Here is a 20,400-nt window from a genome sequence, read left to right as displayed (position 1 = left end):
CGCACCGCGACGACCCGCCCCCGTCCGGGCCCCGGGGCGGTCAGACCCGGCCGAGCAGCTCCGCGGCCGAGGGCAGCTTCGGCTGCTCCTTGGGGGCCGCCGGGGTGCTCGGGGCGGGCGCGTGCTCGGCCAGGGCGTCCGCCGCGGCCTGCAGCAGCGGCAGCGCCATCAGCGCGCCGACGCCCTCGCCCATGGTGATCTCCTGCTCCTGCAGGGGCGTCAGGGTCAGCCGGTCGTAGGCCTTGGCCTGGGCCGGCTCGCCGGTGGACTGCCCGGCCCGCCACCACTCCGGCGCCCGGAACGCGATCCGCTGCGCGACCAGCGCGCAGGCCGCCGAGACCACACCGTCCAGCAGCACCGGGAGCTTGCGGACCGCGGCCTGCAGCAGGAAGCCGGTGATCGCCGCGAAGTCGGCACCGCCGGTGGCGCCGAGCAGCGCCAACTGGTCGCCCAGCACCGGCCGGGCCCGCCGCAGCGAGTCCCGGACGGTCGCGCACTTGACCATCCACACCCGGTCGTCGATGCCCGAGCCGCGCCCGGTCACCGCGGCCGCGTCGGTGCCGCAGAGCGCGCCGACCAGGACGGCCGCCACGGTGGTCGCGCCGACTCCGAGGTCGCCCAGGACGATCAGGTCGGTCCCGGCGTCGGCCTCCTCGTCGGCGACGGCCATCCCGGCCCGGAAGGCCTTGACCGTCTCCTCGGGGCTCAGCGCGTCCTCGACGTCGACCCGGCCGGAGCCGCGCCGCACCCGGTGGGCGACGACCTCGTCCGGGAAGTCGGAGGGGTCCGCGTCCACCGCGACGTCCACCACCCGCACCTCGGCGCCGAAGCGCCGCGCGAGCAGGGCGACCGGCGCGGTGCCGTCCAGCACCGCCCGCACCCGGGCGGCCGTGCCGCCCTGCGCGGGCAGCCGGGACACCCCGAGGGCCGCCACCCCGTGGTCGGCGGCGAACAGCAGCACCTTGGGCGCCGACAGCGGCCGCACCGGGGAGCGGCCCTGTACGGACGACAGCCAACTGCCCAGCTCCTCCAGCCGGCCGAGGCCGCCGCGCGGGCGGTCCAGCGCCTGCCAGCGCTCGTCGGCGGCCCGCCGGGCGCTCTCGTCGGGGCGCTCGACGAGCGAGGAGAACGTATCGAGATCCACGGTCGTGTCCATCGATCGGAAGGCTACACGCCGCGGGTGTTCAGCCCGCGGCGGGCTTGACCGTCAGAACCTGCCCCGCCACGACGAGCAGCACACGCTCCGAGGCTTCGGCCACCGCCATGTTCAGCCGGCCCAGGGTGTCGCGGAACCGGCGGCCCGAGGCGGTGGCCGGGACGACGCCCATGCCCACCTCGTTGCTCACCGCGACCACCGGGCGCCGGGTCGCCGCCCAGGCCCGGGCGAGCTCCTCGCAGCGCCGCTGGACGGCCGCCTCGCCGCCGTCCGCCCAGACCGCGTCGTCCCAGGCGCCGCACTCGTCCATCACCGCGGTCAGCCAGAGCGCCAGACAGTCGATCAGCACTGGCGCCGGGTCGGCGGGGTCGGCCAGGACCGCCGCCAGGTCGCAGGTCTCGGCGGTGCGCCAGCTCGCCGGCCGCCGGTCGCGGTGCAGCGCCACCCGCTGGGCCCACTCGGTGTCACCGTCGCGGGCGCCGCCGGTGGCCACGTACAGCACGTCCGGGTACCGGGCGAGCAACTGCTCGGCCCTGGTGGACTTTCCGGAGCGGGCGCCGCCGAGGAGCAGGGTGCGGGGGAGTGCGGGGTGGGCTGCCATGCCGTCCATCCTGCCAAGGCGGTGGCGCCCCGCCCCGCGCGGGCCCGGCCCGGCCGGGCGGGGAGCCGCGACCCGGCCGACAATGCGGCCCCGGTCAGGCATACGGAAGATCGGGCCGGGCAGGCTAAGGTGCGCGCAGCAGCAGGCAGCGCACAGGTCGTCAGTGGGAGGAACCGGGCATGGTCTGGACGTGGCGGTACGAGAAGGCGGACGGCACCGTGGTGGCCCCGAGCGGCGGCCAGGAGGAGGAGTTCGCCGGCCAGGGTGACGCCGAGACCTGGATCGGGGAGAGCTGGAAGCAGCTGGCCGAGGACGGCGTGGACACCGCGGTCCTGCTCGACGACGGCCGGGAGATCTACTCGATGAGCCTGCACGAGGCCTGAGCCCGCCCGCACGTCTTCGGGAGCGGCCGCTACTTGGCCCCGAAGACGTGCAGCAGCGCGGCGACCTGCCGGTACGGGTCGGTGCGGCCGGCCCGCTCCTCGGCCTCCAGCAGCTGGGCCAGCTGCCGGCCGTCCACCGGCGGCGCCGCGTCGTCGGGCGCGCTGTCGGTGAAGACCCGCACGCCGTACCAGTGCCGCAGCGGCACGGACACCTCGGAGAGGGTGACGGCGAGGTCGGCGAGCCGGTCGGCCCGGGCGGCCAGCCCGAGCCGGTTGTAGTAGCGGTCGCTCTCGAAGGCGTGCAGGGCGGCCCGCCAGTCCCCGGCGGCGGCGGGCCGCAGGGCCAGCGCGTCACGGTTGCGGACCAGCAGCGAGAGCAGTCCGCCCGGGGCCAGCAGCCGGGCCAGCGAGGCGATCATCGGATCCGGGTCCGGCAGGTACATCAGGACGCCGTGGCAGAGCACCACGTCGAAGCTGCGCGGCCCGAACCAGCGCCCGCACTGGTGGCCGTCGCCGCTGAGCAGCTGCATCCGGCCGCGGACCTCGGGCGGCTCCTGGGCGAGCGCCCCCTGGGCGACGCCGAGCGCGACCGGGTCGGAGTCGATCCCGGTGACGTAGTGGCCGTCCCGCGCCAGCCGCAGGGCCTGGGTGCCCTGGCCGCAGCCGATGTCGAGGACGCGCTGTTCGGCGCGGCCGGTCAGCTGCTCGGCGAGCTGCCGGGCGACCAGCTCCTGCCGGACGAGGTTGCGCAGGCTGCCGAGGCGGTCCAGCCACGGGCCGGTGCCGCCGGCGAAGGAACCGCTGCGCGAGGGCAGTCGGCGCTCCTGGGCGAGCCGGTCGTGGCCGCCGTCACCCTGGCCCGGAAGCGCGTACAGGCCGGGCCCCTCCCAGGAGGGAGGGGCCCAGCCGGAGTCCACCGGTTCGGCGGTCAGGGCTTCTCTCCGCGCCTCACCTGCGGCTTGGGCAGGCGCAGCCGGCGCATCTGCAGGATGCGCATCAGGCCGTAGGCGACCGCGCCGCGGGTGTTCTGGCCCGCGAACCGCTCGGTGAGCGACTTGCGCAGACCGAACCCGAGGCGGACGAAGTCCAGCACCACCAGCACGAAGAAGGCCAGGAAGAGCAGGGTGGAGAGCAGCTGGAGGGCGGGCACCTTGACGATGCTGAGCACCAGGATGACCACGGCGGCGGGCAGGAAGAACTCGGCCAGCGACCAGCGGGCGTCCACGTAGTCGCGGGTGAACTTGCGCACCGGGCCCTTGTCACGGGCCGGCAGGTGCCGCTCGTCGCCCTCCAGCAGCGCGGTGCGCTGCTTCTCGCGCTCGCTGCGCATGCGCTCGCGCGCCTGGCGGGAGGCCTCCTTGCGGTCCTTGGGTACGGTCACCCTGGTCCGCCGGTGGGCCTCGGCCTCACTGCGCTTGGGCGTCGGCCGGCCCTTCTTCGCCTGCGGATCGCGGGTCTGGGTCGTCTCGTCCTGCTTCTCCAGCACGGCGGCGGAGGCAGCGGCATCATCTGAACGGCGTCGGAACACACCCCCAGCGTACGGGGTGCGCGACCGCTTCCACGGGTGTCCTCGGACCCAAACGCATATCGATCGCGCCGGTCCGGGCCCCCGGCCGGGTTTCCGGGGGTCTTCCCGTAGGGGATCACCGCTTCGGACGATGGGTGGGATGAGGGGCGGATCCACCCCGGGGATGAGGCCCGGGAGGGGGACGCTGTAGCAGTCTTGTTGCAGGCAGGTGCACTGCGGCGAAGGGCTCGCTGCACATACACTCGTCGTGTCTGGTAACGAGATAAAGACCGCAGGCCGGAGAAGGGGGCACCCGAGGCCCATGAGCGACGGAATCATGAAGCGTATGGGGTTGATCTTCCGCTCCAAGGCGAACAAGGCCTTGGACCGGGCGGAGGATCCCCGTGAGACGCTCGACTATTCGTACCAGAAGCAGCTTGAGCTGCTGCAGAAGGTGCGTCGCGGTGTCGCGGACGTGGCCACCTCGCGCAAGCGCCTGGAGCTCCAGCTGACCCAGCTGCAGCAGCAGTCCGCCAAGTACGAGGACCAGGGCCGCAAGGCCCTCTCGCTCGGCCGGGAGGACCTCGCGCGCGAGGCCCTGACCCGCAAGTCGAACATGCAGTCCCAGATCACCGACCTGGAGACGCAGTACCAGCAGCTCCAGGCCGAGGAGGAGAAGCTCACGCTCGCCTCCCAGCGGCTGCAGGCCAAGGTCGACGCCTTCCGCACCAAGAAGGAGACGATCAAGGCCACCTACACCGCGGCCCAGGCGCAGACCCGGATCGCCGAGTCCTTCTCCGGCATCTCGGAGGAGATGGGCGACGTCGGTCTGGCGATCCAGCGGGCCGAGGACAAGACCGCCCAGATGCAGGCCCGGGCCGGTGCGATCGACGAGCTGCTGGCCTCCGGCGCGCTCGACGACGCCAGCGGTCTCGGTCGCAAGGACGACATCGAGGCCGAGCTGGAGCGGGTCGCCGGCGGTTCGGACGTCGAGCTGGAGCTGGCCCGGATGAAGGCCGAGCTGACGGGCGGCTCGTCGGCCTCCGGTCCGCAGGCCATCGAGCCGGGCAAGGGACAGCCGCAGGACGCCCAGCCGGACTCCCCGCGGATCAACTACAACAAGTGACCTGAGCTCCACCCCACGAACCAGGGAGACGCACGGCATGATCATGAGGGTCATGGGGGAGGGCCAGTTCGAGGTGGGCGACGCCCATCTGAACCGGCTGAACGAGCTGGACGACGAGCTCGTCACCGCACTGGACTCGGGGGACGAAGAGCATTTCCGCCGAGCGCTCGGGGAGCTGCTGGGCGCCGTCAAGGAGTTCGGCACCCCGCTGCCGGACGCCTCGCTGGAGCCCTCCGACCTGATCCTCCCGGATGCCGACTCGACGATCGACCAGGTCAGGGAGCTGCTGCGGGCCGAGGGTGACGGCCTGATCCCCGGATTGCCCGAGTAGCGGCCGTCTCGCGCCAGACGAAAGGGCGGGCTCCTCCAGTGCGGAGGAGCCCGCCCTTCGGCGTGCGGTGGCTACGGCAGGGCGAGCATCCGGTCCAGCGCCGCCTTGGCGTGCTTCTCGGTCTCCGGGTCGACCCGGATCACGTTCGGCACCCGGCCCTCGACCAGCGACTCCAGTGCCCAGACCAGGTGCGGCAGGTCGATCCGGTTCATCGTGGAGCAGAAGCAGACCGCCCGGTCCAGGAAGACGATCTCCTTGTCCGGGTGCGCCTTGGCGAGCCGGCGGACCAGGTTCAGCTCGGTGCCGATGGCCCACTTGGAGCCGGGCTCGGCGGCGTCCAGCGCCTTGATGATGTACTCGGTCGAGCCCACCATGTCGGCGGCCGCGACGACCTCGTGCTTGCACTCGGGGTGCACCAGCACGGTGACGCCGGGGATGCGCTCGCGGACGTCGTTGACCGAGTCCAGCGAGAACCGGCCGTGCACCGAGCAGTGGCCGCGCCAGAGGATCATCTTGGCGTTCCGCAGCTGCTCGGCGGTCAGGCCGCCGTTGGGCTTGTGCGGGTTGTAGAGCACGCAGTCGTCCAGCGAGAAGCCCATCTCGCGCACCGCGGTGTTGCGGCCCAGGTGCTGGTCGGGCAGGAAGAGCACCTTCTGCCCCTGCTCGAAGGCCCACTCCAGGGCCCGCTTCGCGTTGGACGAGGTGCAGATGGTGCCGCCGTGCCTGCCGGTGAAGGCCTTGATGTCGGCGGAGGAGTTCATGTACGAGACCGGGACGGTGATGTCGGCTATGCCGGCGTCGGTCAGGACGTCCCAGCATTCGGCGACCTGCTCGGCGGTGGCCATGTCGGCCATCGAACAGCCGGCCGCGAGGTCCGGCAGGACGACCTGCTGGGCGTCGCCGGTGAGGATGTCGGCGGACTCGGCCATGAAGTGCACGCCGCAGAAGACGATGTACTCGGCCTCCGGGCGGGCGGCCGCGTCGCGCGCGAGCTTGAAGGAGTCGCCGGTGACATCGGCGAACTCGATCACCTCGTCGCGCTGGTAGTGGTGGCCCAGGATGAAGACGCGATCCCCGAGCGCCTCCTTCGCGGCCCGCGCACGGGCGACGAGGTCCGGGTCGGAGGCGGCGGGAAGGTCGCCGGGGCACTCGACGCCGCGCTCGCTGTTCGGGTCGGCCTCACGGCCGAGCAGCAGCAGAGCGAGCGGCGTCGGAGTGGGGTCGACGCCGTAGGTCTCGGTGATGGTGGTGGTCACGGGCGGGTGCCCTTCTGTGCGGCCGATCAGTCGGTGCAGCCTTCTCGTCTATCTGACGCTATCTATGATAACCGCTTAGCGTCAGACTGACGATGGCCATTCTGTCGATGTGACGAGAACCGCTTCCCGCTTCGGGCCCGTTCGGTGGCGCCGGAAGCACGATATGGGGCGGTTCGGCGTGGCCGAACCGGTATCCGGGCCCGGCCGGGTTTGGCTGGGACCATGAAGGCAATCGCGATCCGCCGCTACGGCGGCCCCGAGGTGGTGGAGTACACCGACCTCCCGGACCCCAAGGTCGGGCCGGACTCGGTACTGGTGGAGGTCAGGGCGGCCGGGGTGAACCCGGTGGACTGGAGGGTTCGGGACGGCGCTCTGGACGGCCTGCTGGACGTCCACTTCCCCCTGGTGATGGGCTGGGACGCGGCCGGGGTGGTCCGGGCGGTCGGCGGCGGGGTGACCGAGTTCGCCCCCGGCGACGAGGTCTACGGCTACGTGCGCAAGGACTCCGTCGAGCACGGGACCTACGCCGAGCTGGTCGCCGCCCCCGTCCGCACGCTGGCCCGCCGGCCCGCGGCCCTGGACTGGGCGCAGAGCGGCGGCCTGCCGCTGGCCGGCCTGACCGCCCTCCAGGGCCTGCGGGCGCTGCGGGTGGCCGCGGGCGACACCGTGCTGGTGCACGCCGCGGCCGGCGGCGTCGGCCACCTGGCCGTGCAGATCGCCAAGGCGTTCGGGGCCCGGGTGATCGGCACCGCGGGCGAGCGCAACCACGACTACCTGCGCGGCCTCGGCGCCGAGCCGGTCGCCCACGGCGAGGGCCTGGCCGAGCGGGTCCGGGCCCTGGCACCCGGCGGGGTGGACGCCGCCCTCGACCTGGTCGGCGGCGGGGCCGTCGAGGTCTCGGCCGCCCTGGTCGCGGACCCGTCCCGGATCGCCTCGGTGACGGACTACCGGGTGAAGGCGCTCGGCGGCCACTACGTCTGGGTCCGCCCCGACGCCGCCGGGCTGGCGGAGCTGGCCGCGCTCGCCGATGACGGGCGGCTCACCGTCACCGTCGCCTCCACCTTCCCGCTCGCGCAGGCCGGCTCCGCCCAGGCGCTCAGCGCGGAGGGCCGCACCCGGGGGAAGATCGTGCTCCTGGTGGACTGAGAACGGTCCGCGAGCCGTCATCTGCCAGCGGTGGACTCGGTCCTGTCATCCGCCAGAATGGTGCAGAACCGTTTCGGCGGCCACCGTCCCGCCGACCCCCGTACGACCCGTGGAGCCCCGCACCGATGACCAGCAGTCGAGCACACGAGACGGTCGGGGCGACCCTCGACGAGACCGACCGTCTCCTGCTCGCCCGGCTGGGCAGCGACGGCCGGGCCTCCTACGCCGAGATCGGCGTGCAGGTGAACCTCTCCGCCACCGCCGTCCGCCGCCGGATCGACCGGCTGCGGGCGCGCGGGGTGGTCCGCGGCTTCACCGTCGTCCTCGACCCCTCGGTGCTCGGCTGGCAGACCGAGGCCTTCGTCGAGGTGTACTGCCGGGAGCGGACCGCCCCGGAGGAGATCCTGGCGAGCCTGCGCCAGTTCCCCGAGGTGGTCGCGGCCTGGACGGTGACCGGCGACCCGGACGCCCTGGTCCACCTGCGGGCCTCCGACACCCGGCACCTGGAGGCCGTGATCGAGCGGATCCGGCGGGAGCCCGGCGTCCAGCGCAGCCGCTCCTCGGTCGTGCTCTCCCAGCTCATCGGCTGAATCCGAACGGCCCAGTCCGCTCCCTCCGGGGGCCGGCGCGGCCGCCCCCTGGGGCCGCCCGGCGGCCTGCGCAGGAATCCTGCGCGGGCCCCGGCCAAGACGCTCGAATCCTGCCTGACCAGCCGCGTTCGGACGCGCGGCGGGGGCGCGGTGCTGCCTAGGCTGATCACATCCGGCGGAGCGGTGAGACGTCCCGCGCCGCCGGACCTCCCCCGACACCCCACAGCCGAGAGGGACCCCCGTGTCCGCAGCACCCGACCGCATGCACCGGCCCGACAACGAGCTGGTCGACCTGGTTTTCGACTACATGCGGGAGCGGCTGCAGTACGACCCCGTTCCGCTCGACCACCCCGGTGACGGCGAGCACCTGCGCACCCAGCTGGCTGGTCTGCTCAACGCGGACGGCAACAACCCGGCCGACGTGCTGAAGCTCTACGACCACGAGCTCTCCCGCGCGGTGATCTCCGCCGACAGCCCGCGCTACCTCTCGTTCATCCCGTGCGCGCCGACCAAGGCCGCGCTGCTCTTCGACATGGTCGTCTCCTGCGCCTCGCTGCAGGGCATCTCCTGGCTGGAGGCGGCCGGCGCCATCGCCGCCGAGAACCAGGTGCTGCGCCTGATCGCGGACCGGGCCGGGATGCCCGAGTCGGCCGGCGGCACCTTCGTCTCCGGCGGTTCGGCCGGCAACCTCTCCGCGCTGGTCGTCGCCCGCGACACCGCCCGCCGCCGGCTCGGCGTCGGCCCGGAGGCCCGGCTGCGGATCGCCGTCGCCGACCAGGTGCACTCCTCGGTCAAGAACACCTTCAACATCATCGGCGTGGAGGCCTTCAAGGTCCCCACCGTCGACCGCCGCTTCACCGGCGAGGCGCTGCGCGCCGCCCTGGCCGCCGACCCGAACCCGGAGACGGTGATCGCCGTCGTCGGGACGGCCGGCACCACCAACGAGGGCATCATCGACGACCTCCAGGGCCTCTCCGAGGTGGCCCGCGAGCGCGGCCTCTGGTTCCACGTGGACGGCGCCTACGGCGGCGCGGGCCTCTTCGCCCCCTCCGTCCGGGCCCGCTACGACGGCATCGAGCACGCCGACTCCTTCGTGGTGGACCCGCACAAGTGGCTGTTCGCCCCGTTCGACTGCGCCGCGCTGATCTACCGCAACCCGCAGCTCGCCCGCGCCGTGCACACCCAGGACGCCTCCTACCTGGACGTGCTGCACACCGAGGGCGACGAGTGGAACCCCACCGACTACGCCTACCACCTGACCCGGCGCGCCCGCGGCCTGCCGCTCTGGTTCTCGCTGGCCGTGCACGGCACCCAGGCCTACACCGACGCCATCGAGACCGGCCTCACGCTGGCCCGGGACACCGCGCAGCTGATCCGCGACACCGAGCACCTGGAGCTGCTGTTCGACCCGCAGCTCTCGGCGGTCTGCTTCCGCCGCAAGGGCTGGACCAACGACGACTACTACCGCTGGTCGCAGCAGCTGCTCGCGGACCAGATCGGCTTCGTCACCCCGACCGGCTGGGACGGCGAGACGGTCGCCCGCTTCGCCTTCCTGCACCCCGGCACCACGATGGCGATGGTCCGGGAGATCCTGGACACCATGGTCTGAGCCCCCGCGGCCGACCGCGCGAACGCGACCACCCCCCGCCGGCCGACCGGCGGGGGGCCGTCGCGTCACAGCAGCGCGCCGTCGGGCAGGTACGGCGCCGGCGGGCGCATCCCGCGCAGGCCCAGGAAGCCCACGGTCCGCGGGCTCAGCCCGACCTCCAGGCCGACGTCCAGCGCCCACTCCTGCTCGGCGGTCAGGTGCCCCACGTGGGCGTCCACGCCGTCCGGCACCCGCGCCAGCGCCTCGCGCAGCAGCCGGGCGGCGATCCGCTTCGAGGTCGCGGCCAGCAGCCGCACCTCGCCGCCGTCGCGGTAGCAGTAGCCGCTGCCGGCCAGCGCGTCGGCGATCAGCAGCTCCTCGCAGTGGCCCAGCATCAGCTCGTGGTCCGGCCCGTGCGCCGCGCCGCGCAGCCGGCGGTCCACCGAGTCCAGCAGGTGCCGGTGGCTGGCGTTGCCGGGGTGCACCGGGATGTCACCGGGGTCGAGCAGCCCAGCCCGGTCCACCCGGCCGGTCAGCGCCATCGCCGGGTGCAGGGTGAACCCGGCCAGCCGGTACCGGCGGGCCGCCGCCGGGGACGGCGGGACGCAGAGCATCCCGCGCAGGCAGCCGCGCCCGTAGGCGGCGGCCCGCTCCAGCAGCAGCCGGCCGAGGCCGTGCCCCTGCGCCTCGGGCCGCACCACGAGCAGCGCCAGGATCCAGAGGCCCTCGCGGCGCAGCGACAGCACCGCGCCGACCGGTTCGCCGTCGCTCTCCGCCAGCCAGCAGCCCTGCGGGTCGGTCCGGACGAGGTGTCTGGTCCTGGCCAGCCGGCCCACCGGGGGCCCGTCCTGCGGGGCCGGGCCAGCGGTGTCGGGGAGCGGCGCGAACGAGGCGCGGGCGATGTGCTGGACGGCCTCCGCGTCGGCGGCGGTGTCCTGGACCAGGCGCAGGATCATGCTCACCATCCTGGCCGTCGCACCGGGCGCCCGGGGCCGGTTCCGCCGGATCCGCGGTCGGGGCGGTGTCCGAGCCGCGCCGTCTGTGCGAGCATGGGGAGCGTAGGGGAGCGGGTGGTACACCCGGCCCACGAAAATTCCGCCGCCGAAAGCCGCCGAAATTACACCGCCGTCCGGGAAATGAATCCGGACGGCCGTTGGTTGGCACTGGCGGCAGACCGTCGTCAAGACCGGGAGAAAGCAGATGACCGTCCAGGACGAGACCACCGTCGAGAGTGGCATCCTCCTTACCGATGCCGCCGCGGCCAAGGTCAAGGGCCTGCTGGAGCAGGAGGGCCGCGACGACCTTGCGCTTCGCGTCGCCGTCCAGCCCGGTGGTTGCTCCGGCCTGCGTTACCAGCTGTTCTTCGACGAGCGCTCGCTCGACGGCGACGTGCTCAAGGACTTCAACGGTGTCAAGGTCGTCACCGACCGGATGAGTGCCCCGTACCTCGGCGGCGCCACCGTCGACTTCGTGGACACCATCGAGAAGCAGGGCTTCACGATCGACAATCCGAACGCCACGGGCTCCTGCGCCTGCGGCGACTCGTTCAGCTAGTCGGTAGACGGCGAGGGCGGCCCCGGATCCTCCGGGGCCGCCCTCGCCGTTTTCCCGTACCGGGCCACGGGCCCTACTTCCCGCCGATCTCCGGGCCGGGGCCGGCCGGGTCCGGGCCGACGTGCGGGTCGCTCTCCAGCGGCACCGGCTGACCGGTCGCGAGGTCCGTCACCGCCCGGCCCATCAGCGGCTGCTTCAGGTCGGCGGTCACCGTCTGCCGCTTGGCCAGCTCGGCGCAGGCCTGCCCGGCCGGCATCGGCGCCGCCACCGTGACGCGGACGTCCACCCGTCCGGGCTTGGACTCGTCCGCCTTCAGCGCGTACTTCTCGCAGATCCCGCCGTAGAACCAGACCGTCAGCTTGGTCCCGTCCACCCGGTAGGTGATCGCGGGGTGGGCCGGCCGGCCGTTCGGGTCGGGCTCACCGACCGCGATGCCCTCCCGCGGGGGAGTGGGCACCGGGGTGGGCGTCTGGCCCGGGCCGGTGCCCGGCGCGGGGCCGGTCGGCCGGGGGTCGGGGGTGCTCGCCGTCGGATCGGTCGGCGGGGTCGCCGGCGGCGAGTCCGGGGCCGACGGCGCGGTGCTGGCGGTCGTCGGGGCGGGGGAGCCGGGCGAGGGCGTCGCGCTCGCCGACGGCGAGGCCGAACCGGTGGCCGAATCCGCGGCCGCCTTGCCGTCACCGTCCCCGCAGCCGGCCAGCGCGGCCGCCGCCAGCAGCAGACCCGCCAGGGCCGCCGCCCGCCGTCGGCCCGGCCGGGCGGGCCGTGCTCCACCGGTACGCCGGGGCATCGTCTCCAGGTCCATCTGACATCCTCCCGAGGGTTTCGGCGGCGCCGCCTCCACGGCCGCACCGCGCGGATGTGACGTGCCTCGGACGAATCCGGTTCCCGCCCGCCCCCGGGGAGGATCACATGCCGTACTCGGCCATCCCCGCGACCAGGCGCTGGGCCCCGGAGGAGACGCTGAAACCGACCGGGGCGGGAGCGCTGGGCTCCGGGCCGGTCGCCAGCAGCGGCCAGAAGCGGCGCAGCTGCCGGGAGGAGTCCACCAGCGCGTCCAGCGTCTCGCCGTCGGCGTCGCCCTTGAGGGCGGGCGGAACACGCAGCGGGTGGTGATTTGGCATCATCGGGCATCGCTCCGATCCACGGTGCCGCGGCCGCACTGCCACGGCTCGGTCAGGGCCGGACCGGCCCCTGCCAGCGACCCTAGGCCGCCCGTCCGGCCCCCACCAGAGCTACCCGGGGGTAGTACACGTTCGACGGCGACCGGTGCCAGGAGGGGCGCTCTTGCTGCCGCCCGCCCCCCGCCCGGTACCGTGGGTGGGTTCCGCCCCCTGCTTTCCCGTGGCCCATGCCGCCCTCCTGAGGAGACCTCCCGTGCGTATCGCCGTCGCCGGTTCGATCGCGACCGACCACCTGATGACGTTCCCCGGTCGGTTCTCCGACCAGCTCGTGGCCGAGCAGCTGCACACCGTGTCGCTGTCCTTCCTGGTCGACACCCTCGACATCCGTCGCGGCGGTGTCGCGCCGAACATCGCGTTCGGCATGGGTGTCCTCGGGCTGAGCCCGATCCTGGTCGGCGCCGCCGGCGCGGACTTCGGGGAGTACCGCAGCTGGCTGGAGCGCAACAACGTGGACTGCCGCTCGGTCCACATCTCCGAGACCCGCCACACCGCCCGCTTCATGTGCACCACGGACGAGGACCACAACCAGATCGCCTCGTTCTACACCGGTGCCATGGCCGAGGCCCGCAACATCGAGCTCAAGCCGATCGCCGACCGGGTCGGCGGGCTGGACCTCGTGCTGATCGGTGCCGACGACCCGCAAGCCATGGTCCGCCACACCCAGGAGTGCCGGACCCGCGGCTACGCCTTCGCCGCCGACCCGTCGCAGCAGCTGGCCCGCCTGGACGGCGAGGACATCCGCGAGATCGTCGACGGCGCCGCGTACCTGTTCACCAACGAGTACGAGGCCGCGCTGATCGAGACCAAGACCGGCTGGGACGCCGAGGAGATCCTGACCCGGGTGGGCACCCGGATCACCACCCTCGGCAGCAAGGGCGTGCGGATCGACCGCAAGGGCGAGGCCCCGGTGGTCGTCGGCTGCGCGCCCGAGGAGGCCAAGGTCGACCCGACCGGCGTCGGCGACGCCTTCCGGGCCGGCTTCCTGGCCGGTCTCTCCTGGGAGCTGGACCTGGAGCGCTCCGCCCAGCTCGGCTGCATGCTCGCGACCCTGGTGATCGAGACCGTCGGCACCCAGGAGTACGAGCTGCGTCCGCTCGCCTTCCTGCAGCGCTTCGAGGCCGCGTACGGCGCCGCAGCCGCCGCCGAGGTCCGGGCGCACCTGGTCAAGTAGCCGAGCGGTCCGGCGTACCCGCTCAGGCGGTGCGCCGGACCAGGTAGGCCGAGCCCCGGTCACCGCCGAAGTCGGCGGCCGGGGCCTCGCCCAGGTACTCCTGGCCGCGCATGCCGCACCAGGCCGGGACGTCCAGCCGGGCCGCCTCGTCGTCGGCCAGCACCGCGACCGTCCCGCCCGCCGGCACCTCGCCGATCCGCTTGGCGAGCTCGATCACCGGCAGCGGGCAGCGCTTGCCCAGCGCGTCGATCACCAGCGCGTCGGTCGCCGGCGCGCCGCTCTCCGGCCCGGGGGCGCCCGCCGGCTCCCCGGCCGGCCCGGGCAGCGCCAGGTCCAGCCCGAGCGGGGCGCGGACCCGGGCCACCAGCTCCGGCAGCACCGTGAGGAACCGCTCGACGTCGGCTTCGGCCGCGCCGAACGGCAGCGAGACCCGGACGTTCCCCTCGGTGAGCACGCCCATCGCCGCCAGCACATGGCTCGGCGTCAGGGTGGAGGAGGTGCAGGACGAACCGGAGGAGACCGCGAAGCCGGCCCGGTCCAGCTCGGTCAGCAGCACCTCGCCGTCGACGTACAAGCAGGAGAAGGTGACGAGGTGCGGCAGCCGTCGCACCGGATCGCCGACCACCTCGACCTCGGGCACCGACCGCGGCACCCGGGCCCGGATCCGCTCGACCAGCGCGTGCAGCCGGGCGTTCTCCCGCTCGGCCTCGGCCCGCACCGCCCGGAGCGAGGCGGCCGCGGCCACGATCGCCGGGACGTTCACGAAGCCCGGCACCCGGCCGCCCTCGCGCTCGTCGGCCGGCAGCGGCGAGGCGTACCGGACCCCCTTGCGCACCGCCAGGACGCCGACCCCGGCCGGGCCGCCCCACTTGTGCGCACTGGCCGTCAGCAGCGACCAGCCGCCCGGGACGTCCACCCGCCCGGCGCTCTGCGCGGCGTCCACCAGCAGCGGGACGTCACCGCAGACCTCGGCCACCTCGGCCACCGGCTGCACCGTGCCCACCTCGTGGTTGGCCGACTGGAGCACGGCCAGCGCGGTGTCCGGCCGCAGCGCCGCCGCGAACCCCTCCGGCGACACCCGCCCGTACCGGTCGACCGGTACCACGCCCACCTCGCCGCCGGCCCCCGGCCGGGAGTGCTCCCAGCGCTCGGCGGTGTGCAGCACGCTGGAGTGCTCCACCGCGGAGTGCACCAGGTGCGCGCCCCGGCGCCGGTGGCCCGCCAGCGCGCCGAGCATGCCCGTCTGGACGGCCTGGGTCCCACTGGTGGTGAAGGAGATCTCGTCGGTCCGGGCGCCGAGCACCTCGGCGACCGTCTCGCGGGCGGCGTCCAGCAGCATCCGGGCCTGCCGCCCGGAGCGGTAGAGCCGGGCCGGATCGGCCCACCCCTCGTCCAGCGCGGCGGTCAGCGCCTGCCGCGCGACGGGGTGGAGCGGGGCCGTGGACGCCACATCGAAGTACACGGTCACATTTAACGACACTCCCGGTCGCGTTCCGGCCGTCGGCCACGCTCACCGACCGTCAGACGATCAACCCGAATGTCCGATTCGTCCTCGTCCGACGGGCCGTCACCCACGTTGTTCGAGGTCATCCCCCGATCGGGCGTACGGACCTCTAATGCCTACGATGACCTGCGGCGCAGCCCTTGCGGGGCCTGATCGGGCGACCGGGCGGCGCGTTACCGGGACCTGCCCGTCAGCAGCGCATAAGGCTGGAGTAGGGTTTGGCCCGCATAAGCATTCAAACCGTGCCCGTGGACGGGTCGCCGGGGAGGCTCACAAACCTCCGCGGGGCGACGCGAAGGCGGGCGAGACTTCGGGAAGGCGCTACGTGAGTCCCAACGGCTCCGACCGCTCGCCGCGGCGCACGATGCGGCGGAAGCTGCCTCAGGCGCTGGCACTGGGCCTCGTCATCGCGACCGCCACCGGCTGCTCGGCCAACGACCTCCCCAGGCTTGGCCTCCCGAGCCCCGTCACCGAGGAAGGGCCGCTGGTCCTCCACATGTGGCAGGGGTCCTGGATCGCGGCGCTGGTGGTCGGCGTACTGATGTGGGGTCTGATCATCTGGAGCGTGATCTTCCACCGGCGCAGCCGCACCGGTGTGCAGGTCCCTCCGCAGACCCGGTACAACGTGCCCATCGAGGCGCTCTACACCGCGGTCCCCATCATCATCGTGTCGGTTCTCTTCTACTTCGTCGCCCGCGACGAGTCGAGGCTGATCTCCGTCTCCGAGAAGCCGCAGCACACGGTCAACGTGGTCGGCTTCCAGTGGAGCTGGGCGTTCAACTACGAGAACACCGAGAACCCCGACCCGGCCAACAAGGACGCCGCGTACGACGTGGGCACCCCCAAGGAGGTGCCGACCCTGTACCTGCCGGTCAACGAGTCGGTCCAGTTCCGGCTGACCTCTCGTGACGTCATCCACGACTTCTGGCCCGTCAACTTCATGATGAAGATGGACGTCGTCCCGGGTGTGGTGAACAAGTTCGAGGTCACCCCGACCGTCAAGGGCACGTACATGGGCAAGTGCGCCGAGCTCTGCGGCGTCGACCACTCGCGCATGCTCTTCAACGTGAAGGTCGTCGACCGCGCGGAGTACGACAAGCACCTGGCGGACCTCCGGGCCAAGGGCCAGACCGGCGCGGTGCCCTCCGGCATCACGACCATGGGAAGTGAAGAGAAGTGACCATCCTCAACGAGCCCGCCGCGGCCGGCGGGGGCGCCGGGGCCGTCACGGTCGGGGCGCAGCGGACCCGGAAGCCGGGTTCGACCATCATCAAGTGGCTGACCACCACTGACCACAAGACGATCGGCACGCTCTACCTGGGCACGTCGTTCGCCTTCTTCCTGATCGGTGGCATCCTCGCCCTGGTCATGCGCGCCGAGCTGGCTCGTCCCGGGACCCAGATCCTGTCGAACGAGCAGTTCAACCAGGCGTTCACGATGCACGGCACGATCATGCTGCTGATGTTCGCGACGCCGCTCTTCGCCGGCTTCGCGAACTGGATCATGCCGCTCCAGATCGGCGCCCCGGACGTGGCGTTCCCGCGTCTGAACATGTTCGCGTACTGGCTGTACCTGTTCGGCTCGACCATCGCGGTGGCCGGCTTCGTCACCCCGCAGGGTGCGGCCGACTTCGGCTGGTTCGCCTACTCCCCGCTGTCGGACGCCGTCCGCTCGCCGGGCATCGGCGCCGACATGTGGATCATGGGCCTGGCCTTCTCCGGCTTCGGCACCATCCTCGGTGCGGTCAACTTCATCACCACGATCATCTGCATGCGCGCGCCCGGCATGACGATGTTCCGGATGTCGATCTTCGTCTGGAACGTCCTGCTGACCGCCGTGCTGGTCCTGCTGGCCTTCCCGGTCCTGGCCGCCGCGCTGTTCGCCCTGGAGGCGGACCGCAAATTCGGGGCACACGTCTTCGACCCGGCCAACGGCGGGGCGCTGCTCTGGCAGCACCTCTTCTGGTTCTTCGGCCACCCCGAGGTGTACATCATCGCGCTGCCGTTCTTCGGCATCGTGTCGGAGATCATCCCGGTCTTCAGCCGCAAGCCGATGTTCGGCTACTCCGGCCTGATCGCGGCCACCATCGCGATCGCCGGTCTGTCCGTGACGGTGTGGGCCCACCACATGTACGTCACCGGCCAAGTGCTGCTGCCGTTCTTCTCCTTCATGACCTTCCTGATCGCTGTCCCGACCGGTGTGAAGTTCTTCAACTGGGTCGGCACCATGTGGAAGGGCTCGCTGAGCTTCGAGACCCCGATGCTCTGGACGGTCGGCTTCCTGGTCACCTTCCTCTTCGGTGGTCTGACGGGTGTCCTGCTCGCCTCCCCGCCGATCGACTTCCACGTCTCGGACTCGTACTTCGTCGTCGCCCACTTCCACTACGTGGTCTTCGGCACCGTCGTCTTCGCGATGTTCGCCGGCTTCCACTTCTGGTGGCCGAAGATGACCGGCAAGATGCTGGACGAGCGCCTCGGCAAGATGACCTTCTGGACGCTCTTCATCGGCTTCCACACCACCTTCCTGGTGCAGCACTGGCTCGGCGCGGAGGGCATGCCCCGCCGCTACGCCGACTACCTGGCCGCGGACGGCTTCACCACGCTGAACACCGTCTCGACCATCGGATCGTTCCTGCTCGGCCTGTCGATCCTGCCGTTCCTGTACAACGTCTGGAAGACGGCCAAGTACGGCGAGAAGGTCGAGGTGGACGACCCGTGGGGCTACGGCCGCTCGCTGGAGTGGGCGACCTCCTGCCCGCCGCCGCGGCACAACTTCCTCACGCTGCCCCGGATCCGCTCCGAATCGCCGGCCTTCGACCTCCACTACCCGGAGATCGCCGCGCTGGACTACCTGGAGAACCACGGTGAGCCGGCCAAGCACCTCGCCGGTGTGACCCCGGCCAAGTACGACGTCCCGCAGCTGGGCAAGGGCAAGAAGGAAGGCGACGCCTGATGAAGGAACAGGGCAAGATCTTCCTGGGCCTCGCGGTCTTCACGCTCGCGATGGCGATCACCTACGGCGTCTGGACCAACCACTCCGACCTCGGGGTGGAGGCCGCCGGTACCACCGCGCTGTTCCTCGCCTTCGCCCTCTGCGCCTTCATCGGGTACTACCTCGCCTTCACCGCCCGCCGGGTGGACAGCGGCGCTGGTGACAACCCCGAGGCCGAGGTCGCGGACGACGCCGGCGAGCTGGGCTTCTTCGCCCCGCACAGCTGGCAGCCGCTCTCGCTGGCGATCGGTGGCGCGCTCGCGTTCATGGGCGTGATCTTCGGTTGGTGGCTGCTGTACTGGTCGATCCCGATCATCCTGATCGGCCTGTTCGGCTGGGTCTTCGAGTTCTACCGGGGCGAGAACCAGAACCAGTAGGTCTCCCTCGCACAGGGCCGGGCATTCCGCAAAGGATGCCCGGCCCTTTTGCGTCCCCGGAGTGACGGCCTCACCCCCCTGGGCGAACGGGGGGTCGCTCGGATGTCGCTCCGCCGCTTCACGTTCCTACGATCTGATCAATCGTGCGAACCCTCGGAGGCGGTCATGGCCGACAGGCGCGGAACCGCAGGTATCGGCAGCATCTCGCTGGCTCTCGTCGTACTGGCCCCACTGGCCGCCTGCTCGTCCGGTGAGGACGACGCCCCGGGCGCCGTCCACCGGGTCGACGCGGCCCCGCTGGTGCACCTCTCGGCGACCGGGACGGTGGATCCGTCCCAGCCGGTGACGGTGACGGCGGTACCCGGCAGCCGGCTCACCGACGTCACGGTGGTCGGTCCGGACGGCCGGGTGGTGGCCGGACAGCTCTCGGCGGACCAGCTCAGCTGGCAGACCACCGGGCGTCTCAAGGCGGCCACCGCCTACACCGTCAGGATCGCCGCCGACGACGGCAAGGGCGGTCGCGGCGAGACCACCGCCGGCTTCAGCACGGTGGCGGGCCAGCGCCTGCTCACCGCCAAGCTCGGCCCGGACTCCTCCGGCACCGGCCTCTACGGCGTCGGCCAGCCGCTCACCGTCCAGCTCTCGGAGGCGGTGAAGGACCCGCAGGCCCGCCAGGAGGTCGAGCGCGCCCTGACCGTCACCTCGCAGCCCGCCGTCACCGGCGGCTGGTACTGGGTGGACGACAAGAACCTGCACTTCCGGCCGGAGGAGTACTGGCCGACCGGCACCACCGTCAGCCTGGTCTACGACGGCACCGGCAGCCGGATCGCGGACGGCCTCTACGGCGGCGACCGCGCCGCGCTGGCCCTGCGGATCGGCGAGCGGGTGGAGTCGGTGGTGGACGCCGCCACCCACGAGCTCACCCTGACGCGCGGCGGCGAGGTGGTCCGGACGATACCCGTGACCACCGGCAAGCCCGGCTTCGACACCCGCAACGGCGTCAAGGTGGTGCTCGGACAGGAGCGCCAGGTGCGGATGAGCGGCGAGACGATCGGCATAGCCGCCGGCAGCTCGGAGGCCTACGACCTCAACGTCGAGTGGGCCACCCGGGTGACCTGGAGCGGCGAGTACGTGCACGCCGCGCCCTGGTCGGTGGGCTCGCAGGGGGTGGCGAACGTCAGCCACGGCTGTACCGGCATGAGCACCGAGAACGCGAAGTGGTTCTACCAGAACACCCGGATCGGCGACCTGGTCACGGTGGTCAACAGCCAGGGTCCGAGCATGGAGTCGTTCGGCAACGGCTTCGGGGACTGGAACATCGCCTGGACCGACTGGGTCAAGCACAGCGCCCTCGGACAGCCCGTCAGCACCACGCCGCCGGCCTCCCGGGCCCCCGCCACCGGGATGATCCGCCCGGAGCTCTGACGCCCCTCCCGGCCCCGGCCCGGGCCGCTCAGCCCTCCCGGCCGGGCTCCCGGTGGGCCAGCCGCAGCGCCGTCGCCACGGCCGCCAGGGCGTCCGCCTCCGGCACGCCGAGCCGCCGGACCCGTTCGGCGTACTCGGTGGCCGCGGCGGCGGCCAGCCGGTGCGCGGTGTCCCCGGTGGCGGCGATCAGGGTGCCGCGCCGGCCGTGCGTCTCCACCACCCCGTCGGTCTCCAGCTCGCGGTAGGCCCGCGCCACCGTCCCGGCCGCCAGCCCGAGCTGCTCGGCCAGGGCCCGGACGGTGGGCAGCCGCAGCCCGGTCGGCAGGTCACCGGTGCGGGCGCGCTCGGCGATCTGCTCCCGGATCTGCTCGTACGGGGGCGTGGCGGCGGCGGGGTCGACGGACAGCTCCACGGGGGCTCCAGACGGTGGGGCGGACGGGAAAGCCCGAGGGCCGCCGACCAGGAAGAACTCTGGTCGGCGGCCCTCGGGGGTGACGCGGGGGATGCGTACGG

The 20,400-nt window shown here is 72.6% G+C and carries 21 protein-coding genes and 1 pseudogene; 12 read left to right on the top strand and 10 right to left on the bottom strand.

Annotation, left to right across the window (positions count from 1 at the left end):
* Positions 1 to 40: 40 nt before the first annotated feature.
* Together OG618_RS11945 and cobU are read right to left on the bottom strand one after the other, a co-directional pair.
* Positions 41 to 1,156 (bottom strand): nicotinate-nucleotide--dimethylbenzimidazole phosphoribosyltransferase, encoded by a 1,116-nt coding sequence (locus OG618_RS11945; RefSeq protein ID WP_329487331.1) that lies wholly within the window; start codon positions 1,154 to 1,156, stop codon positions 41 to 43.
* A gap of 28 nt (positions 1,157 to 1,184) precedes the next feature.
* A pseudogene (gene cobU, locus OG618_RS11940) lies at positions 1,185 to 1,832 on the bottom strand (bifunctional adenosylcobinamide kinase/adenosylcobinamide-phosphate guanylyltransferase); the annotation flags it as partial.
* A 104-nt stretch (positions 1,833 to 1,936) separates the two neighbouring features.
* Here cobU and OG618_RS11935 point away from each other — a divergent pair.
* Positions 1,937 to 2,140: a hypothetical protein gene (locus OG618_RS11935; protein ID WP_329487330.1), complete on the top strand. Its 204-nt coding sequence runs from the start codon at positions 1,937 to 1,939 to the stop codon at positions 2,138 to 2,140.
* 29 nt (positions 2,141 to 2,169) lie between these two features.
* Here OG618_RS11935 and OG618_RS11930 read toward each other — a convergent pair whose 3' ends face one another.
* Entirely contained in the window at positions 2,170 to 2,910 is a 741-nt protein-coding gene (locus tag OG618_RS11930; protein ID WP_329492085.1) for a methyltransferase domain-containing protein, read from the bottom strand.
* 158 nt (positions 2,911 to 3,068) lie between these two features.
* Positions 3,069 to 3,668 (bottom strand): DUF3043 domain-containing protein, encoded by a 600-nt coding sequence (locus OG618_RS11925; RefSeq protein ID WP_329487329.1) that lies wholly within the window; start codon positions 3,666 to 3,668, stop codon positions 3,069 to 3,071.
* A 316-nt stretch (positions 3,669 to 3,984) separates the two neighbouring features.
* Between OG618_RS11925 and OG618_RS11920 the strand changes: the two genes are divergently transcribed.
* Both OG618_RS11920 and pspAA read left to right on the top strand, forming a co-directional pair.
* Positions 3,985 to 4,773, top strand: coding sequence for a PspA/IM30 family protein (locus OG618_RS11920; RefSeq protein WP_329492084.1), 789 nt, complete (start codon positions 3,985 to 3,987; stop codon positions 4,771 to 4,773).
* A 37-nt stretch (positions 4,774 to 4,810) separates the two neighbouring features.
* Positions 4,811 to 5,104: a PspA-associated protein PspAA gene (gene pspAA, locus OG618_RS11915; protein ID WP_329487328.1), complete on the top strand. Its 294-nt coding sequence runs from the start codon at positions 4,811 to 4,813 to the stop codon at positions 5,102 to 5,104.
* A gap of 71 nt (positions 5,105 to 5,175) precedes the next feature.
* Here pspAA and nadA read toward each other — a convergent pair whose 3' ends face one another.
* Positions 5,176 to 6,360 carry a quinolinate synthase NadA gene (nadA, locus tag OG618_RS11910; protein WP_329487327.1) on the bottom strand — a complete coding sequence of 395 codons (1,185 nt, stop codon included), beginning with the start codon at positions 6,358 to 6,360 and terminating at the stop codon, positions 5,176 to 5,178.
* Positions 6,361 to 6,582: 222 nt separating this feature from the next.
* On the opposite strand from nadA, the gene OG618_RS11905 reads away from it, so the two are divergent.
* The 3 genes from OG618_RS11905 to OG618_RS11895 all read left to right on the top strand — a co-directional run bounded on the left by OG618_RS11905 (position 6,583) and on the right by OG618_RS11895 (position 9,705).
* On the top strand, positions 6,583 to 7,506 hold the full coding sequence (locus OG618_RS11905; RefSeq protein ID WP_329487326.1) for an NADP-dependent oxidoreductase: 924 nt from the start codon (positions 6,583 to 6,585) through the stop codon (positions 7,504 to 7,506).
* Between the two features lie 125 nt (positions 7,507 to 7,631).
* Positions 7,632 to 8,096, top strand: coding sequence for an Lrp/AsnC family transcriptional regulator (locus OG618_RS11900; protein WP_329487325.1), 465 nt, complete (start codon positions 7,632 to 7,634; stop codon positions 8,094 to 8,096).
* Positions 8,097 to 8,337: 241 nt separating this feature from the next.
* Complete coding sequence (locus tag OG618_RS11895; protein WP_329487324.1) at positions 8,338 to 9,705, top strand: pyridoxal phosphate-dependent decarboxylase family protein; 1,368 nt, start codon at positions 8,338 to 8,340, stop codon at positions 9,703 to 9,705.
* Between the two features lie 65 nt (positions 9,706 to 9,770).
* On the opposite strand, the gene OG618_RS11890 is transcribed toward OG618_RS11895, so the two are convergent.
* A complete protein-coding gene (locus OG618_RS11890; RefSeq protein WP_329487323.1) occupies positions 9,771 to 10,640 on the bottom strand; it encodes a GNAT family N-acetyltransferase in 870 nt (289 codons plus the stop codon).
* Between the two features lie 244 nt (positions 10,641 to 10,884).
* Here OG618_RS11890 and erpA point away from each other — a divergent pair, with 244 nt between their 5' ends.
* Positions 10,885 to 11,238 carry an iron-sulfur cluster insertion protein ErpA gene (erpA, locus tag OG618_RS11885; RefSeq protein WP_329487322.1) on the top strand — a complete coding sequence of 118 codons (354 nt, stop codon included), beginning with the start codon at positions 10,885 to 10,887 and terminating at the stop codon, positions 11,236 to 11,238.
* Positions 11,239 to 11,311: 73 nt separating this feature from the next.
* Here the strand turns inward: erpA and OG618_RS11880 are convergent, their stop codons facing one another.
* Together OG618_RS11880 and OG618_RS11875 are read right to left on the bottom strand one after the other, a co-directional pair.
* Entirely contained in the window at positions 11,312 to 12,040 is a 729-nt protein-coding gene (locus tag OG618_RS11880) for a hypothetical protein (protein ID WP_329487321.1), read from the bottom strand.
* A gap of 103 nt (positions 12,041 to 12,143) precedes the next feature.
* Positions 12,144 to 12,362, bottom strand: a complete 219-nt coding sequence (locus OG618_RS11875) for a hypothetical protein (protein ID WP_329487320.1) — start codon at positions 12,360 to 12,362, stop codon at positions 12,144 to 12,146.
* A gap of 250 nt (positions 12,363 to 12,612) precedes the next feature.
* On the opposite strand from OG618_RS11875, the gene OG618_RS11870 reads away from it, so the two are divergent.
* Positions 12,613 to 13,590, top strand: coding sequence for a carbohydrate kinase family protein (locus OG618_RS11870; RefSeq protein ID WP_329487319.1), 978 nt, complete (start codon positions 12,613 to 12,615; stop codon positions 13,588 to 13,590).
* A gap of 22 nt (positions 13,591 to 13,612) precedes the next feature.
* On the opposite strand, the gene OG618_RS11865 is transcribed toward OG618_RS11870, so the two are convergent.
* Positions 13,613 to 15,052, bottom strand: coding sequence for a cysteine desulfurase/sulfurtransferase TusA family protein (locus tag OG618_RS11865; protein ID WP_329487318.1), 1,440 nt, complete (start codon positions 15,050 to 15,052; stop codon positions 13,613 to 13,615).
* Between the two features lie 367 nt (positions 15,053 to 15,419).
* Here OG618_RS11865 and ctaC point away from each other — a divergent pair, with 367 nt between their 5' ends.
* The 4 genes from ctaC to OG618_RS11845 all read left to right on the top strand — a co-directional run bounded on the left by ctaC (position 15,420) and on the right by OG618_RS11845 (position 19,887).
* Positions 15,420 to 16,274 (top strand): aa3-type cytochrome oxidase subunit II, encoded by an 855-nt coding sequence (gene ctaC, locus OG618_RS11860; RefSeq protein ID WP_329487317.1) that lies wholly within the window; start codon positions 15,420 to 15,422, stop codon positions 16,272 to 16,274.
* Positions 16,271 to 18,046, top strand: a complete 1,776-nt coding sequence (gene ctaD / locus OG618_RS11855) for an aa3-type cytochrome oxidase subunit I (RefSeq protein ID WP_380389849.1) — start codon at positions 16,271 to 16,273, stop codon at positions 18,044 to 18,046. The genes ctaC and ctaD overlap by 4 nt, the downstream gene beginning before the upstream one ends.
* Complete coding sequence (locus tag OG618_RS11850; RefSeq protein WP_329487316.1) at positions 18,046 to 18,462, top strand: cytochrome c oxidase subunit 4; 417 nt, start codon at positions 18,046 to 18,048, stop codon at positions 18,460 to 18,462. The genes ctaD and OG618_RS11850 overlap by 1 nt, the downstream gene beginning before the upstream one ends.
* A gap of 165 nt (positions 18,463 to 18,627) precedes the next feature.
* Positions 18,628 to 19,887: a L,D-transpeptidase gene (locus OG618_RS11845; RefSeq protein WP_329487315.1), complete on the top strand. Its 1,260-nt coding sequence runs from the start codon at positions 18,628 to 18,630 to the stop codon at positions 19,885 to 19,887.
* A 28-nt stretch (positions 19,888 to 19,915) separates the two neighbouring features.
* On the opposite strand, the gene OG618_RS11840 is transcribed toward OG618_RS11845, so the two are convergent.
* Positions 19,916 to 20,299, bottom strand: coding sequence for a GntR family transcriptional regulator (locus tag OG618_RS11840; protein ID WP_329487314.1), 384 nt, complete (start codon positions 20,297 to 20,299; stop codon positions 19,916 to 19,918).
* Positions 20,300 to 20,400 lie beyond the last annotated feature (101 nt).

Source organism: Kitasatospora sp. NBC_01246 (genome assembly GCF_036226505.1).
GTDB lineage: Bacteria > Actinomycetota > Actinomycetes > Streptomycetales > Streptomycetaceae > Kitasatospora.
Note: the sequence above shows the minus strand (reverse complement) of the source record. Positions and strands in the feature narration are given on the sequence as shown.